Origin of the sequence: Micromonospora sp. NPDC049799 (assembly GCF_040656655.1) — a bacterium.
In the GTDB taxonomy this organism is placed as follows: domain Bacteria; phylum Actinomycetota; class Actinomycetes; order Mycobacteriales; family Micromonosporaceae; genus Micromonospora.
Map to the genome: position 1 here is coordinate 1 of NZ_JBFAMU010000530.1, position 3,296 is coordinate 3,296.

The following is a 3,296-nucleotide window of genomic DNA, read 5'->3' on the forward strand; positions in this document are numbered from 1 at the left end:
GGGCGGGGGGGTGGGGGTTAGGGGAGGAGGGGGTGGCGGATTACGTTTTCTTCGCGGCCTGGGCCTACTCCTACGATGCTGATTCGGGTGCCGCAGAGTTCTTCCAGGCGGGCTATGTAGCGCCTTGCGTTCTCCGGGAGATCGTCCTCGGTTCTCGCCTTGGAGATGTCCTCCCACCAGCCGTCGAGCTCTTCGTAGATCGGCGTGGCGTGGTGGAAGTCGGTCTGCGTCATCGGCATGTCGTCGACCCGCTCGCCGTTGATCTCGTACCCGACGCAGATCGGCACCTTCGCCAGGCCGGTGAGCACGTCGAGCTTGGTGACCACCAGATCGGTGACGCCGTTGAGGCGGCAGGCGTACCGGGCGACGACGGCGTCGAACCAGCCGCAGCGCCGCTCCCGGCCGGTGGTGGTGCCGTACTCGTGACCGATCTTGCGCAGGTGCTGCCCGTTGTCGTCGAACAGCTCCGTCGGGAACGGCCCGGAGCCGACCCGCGTGGTGTACGCCTTGCTCACCGCGATGACCTTGGTGATGGCGGTCGGCGGGATGCCCGCGCCCACACACGCCCCACCGGCGGTCGGGTTGGACGAGGTCACGAAGGGATACGTCCCGTGGTCCATGTCGAGCATGGTGGCCTGGGCGCCCTCCAGCAGCACGGTCTCGCCGCGGTCCAGTGCGTCCCAGAGCATGACCCGCGTCTCCGCGATGTACGGCCGGAGCCGTTCCGCGTACGCCAGGTACTCCTCGATCGTCGCGTCGACGTCGATCGCCTTGCGGTTGTAGATCTTGAACAGGAGCTGGTTCTTCTCGCGCAGCGCGAGCTCCAGCTTCTTGCGCAGGATGCCCGGGTCGAGCAGGTCCTGCAGGCGGATGCCCATACGGGCGACCTTGTCGCCGTACGCGGGGCCGATGCCCCGGCCGGTGGTGCCGATCCGAGACGAGCCGAGGTAGCGCTCGACCACCCGGTCCAGCGCCCGGTGGTGCGGCATGATCAGGTGCGCGTCACCCGAGATCCGCAGCCGGGAGACGTCCACGCCCCGCTCTGCGAGACCGTCGATCTCGGTGAGCAGCACCTTCGGGTCCACGACCACGCCGTTGCCGATGACGATCATCGCGCTCGGCGAGAGGGCACCCGACGGCATCAGGTGCAGCGCGTACTTCTGGCCGTCCGGCGTGATCACCGTGTGGCCGGCGTTGTTCCCGCCCGAGTAGCGCACGACGTAGTCGACCCGCTCACCCAGCAGGTCGGTAACCTTGCCCTTGCCCTCGTCGCCCCACTGAGCGCCGAGGAGCACGATCGCTGGCATCTTTTCCGCCTCCAGAAGGCTCGGGTGCCAGGTGGCGACCGGTCGGCGAGCCCGGGGTGTCAGGCTAACAAGTAGTGAGGGCGGGGCCGGCAGCGGTCACGCGAGAAGTAGGAGGCTCCCTCGTGTTCGACGTGGTGCTGCTCACCCTGGGCTCGGAGCGGGACGCTCCCGGTGGGGGCTGCGGCAGCGGCGGTGCCTGCTGCGGAGGCGCCGACGACCGGGCCGGCGACGCCAGCGGCGCGAAGACGGAGGACCGCTGCGAGACCCCCCGCGTGCCGGTGCTGGCCTGCGCGGACGCGCTCACCGCCCGGGGCGCGCGGGTCGAGACGGTGACCGCCCGCTCGGACGCGGAGATCGACGAGGTGCTGGCCCGGCTGGACGGTCCGCCGCGCCCCGACGGCCTCACCTGGCCGGATCCGGACTCCAAGACCCGCCTGGTCGTCGCCACGGCCAGTGACGCCCAGTTGCGCGCCGTGGTGCGCCGGCTCGTCCGCCGGTACGCCCCGTCGCCCAGCCGCCGCCCGGACGACCTGGCTGGCAACCGGACGGTGCCGGACCTGCCGGCGATCGGCGTACTCCCGCTGGATCCGGCCCGGTCCACCACGCAGCGCGACCTGGCCGCGCAGCTCGGCCTGCCGCGCGACCCGGCGGCGGTGGCCACCGCCGTGCTGGACGGCACGGCCCGGCGGCTCGACCTGCTGCGCAACGACGGCGGCTCGGTGACCCTGGACGGCGCGCTGCTCGGCGCGGCCGACGACAGCGGCCGGCCGCTGCACTGGCGCGGCCGGGTGGAGGTGGACGACGCCGTGCTCACCGACGGCCACGACCTCCTGGTGGCGTGCGCGATCGGCAACGCCGGCGGGTACGCGCACCTCGACGACGTGGCGCTGCTCGGCACGCCGGACCCGACGGACGGGCTGGTCGAGGTCGCCGTGGCCGTCCCCGTGACGACCCGTTCGAGGTGGGGCCGACGGCGGGTACGCCTGGAGGTGCGCCGGGCCCGGGGCCGCGCGGTGTCCGTGCTGCCCCGTGAGGGAAAGGTGCCGTTCCTGGACGACGGGGCGGAGGGCGAGCTGGGCCGCAAGCGGTCATGGTGGACCGAGCCGGGCGCCTGGGCGGTCTGGACGGCCTGAGCCGGCGCCCTGTCGCGGGGTCGAACCCCGGCTCGGCCGGGGGCCTATCCTCGGCAGGAGGACTGGGGAGGATCCGTGGTGGACGAGAACGCCGACCGGACGCACGTGCCCGGCCAGCAGCCGGTGCCCGAGCGGGACATCGAACCACTCTGGCCGACGGAGCAGGCCGGCGCGCACCCCTGGGCGCCGACGGCCGGACCACCGCCGGTCCCACCACAGCCCGGTCGACCGCCGTCCCCCGCCGACTACCCGTCGCTCGGCACCGGGGCGGCCGCACCGGGCGGGTGGGCGATGATCGGCCCGCCGGCCGGAACAAGCTGGTCGCCGACGCCGGAGGCGGGTCAGGGCCACCCGCCGGCGCAGACCGGTCCCCAGTGGGGTGCCGGCAGCGGTTTCCCACCGGCCACCGGGACGTACGGAGCTCCCACGGTGCCGGCTCCCCGGTCGACCGCCCCGGTCGACCTCGACATGCCCTTCAGCCTCGACCAGCCGGCCGCGTCGGGCGCCGACCCGACCGCCGTCCACCATCCGGGCCCGCAGGCCGGCGGCCCGCTCAGCCCCCGCCACGCCGACGGGTCGTCCGCCTCGGGGGCCGGGCCCGTACACGAGGCCACCACGGCCGTGCCGGTGCACCAGACGGACGGCGAGGGCACCCCCGACCCGCACGCAACGGTCGATCCCGCGACCGGAGAGCCGGTGGCCGGCGCCGACGCGCCGGGGGACCCGGTCGACGGTCCGGCGGCGCACGGGGGCCGGGTGCCGACGGAGTCGCCGTGGGCCCAACCGCCGCAGCGTCCCGCCACCGCCGAGCCGGCACCGCCCTGGGCGACGTCGCAGGCCGGGGCGCTGCCGGTGG

At 74.1% G+C, this 3,296-nt stretch carries 2 protein-coding genes and 1 pseudogene; 2 read left to right on the forward strand and 1 reads right to left on the reverse strand.

What is annotated here, in order from left to right; genetic code table 11:
* Positions 1-17 precede the first annotated feature (17 nt).
* Positions 18-1,307, reverse strand: a complete 1,290-nt coding sequence (locus tag AB0I76_RS25775; protein WP_357040463.1) for an adenylosuccinate synthase — start codon at positions 1,305-1,307, stop codon at positions 18-20.
* A 122-nt stretch (positions 1,308-1,429) separates the two neighbouring features.
* Between AB0I76_RS25775 and AB0I76_RS25780 the strand changes: the two genes are divergently transcribed.
* Both AB0I76_RS25780 and AB0I76_RS25785 read left to right on the forward strand, forming a co-directional pair.
* A complete protein-coding gene (locus AB0I76_RS25780) occupies positions 1,430-2,440 on the forward strand; it encodes a hypothetical protein (RefSeq protein WP_357040466.1) in 1,011 nt (336 codons plus the stop codon).
* A 78-nt stretch (positions 2,441-2,518) separates the two neighbouring features.
* Positions 2,519-3,296 (forward strand): annotated as a pseudogene (locus AB0I76_RS25785) (hypothetical protein); the annotation flags it as partial.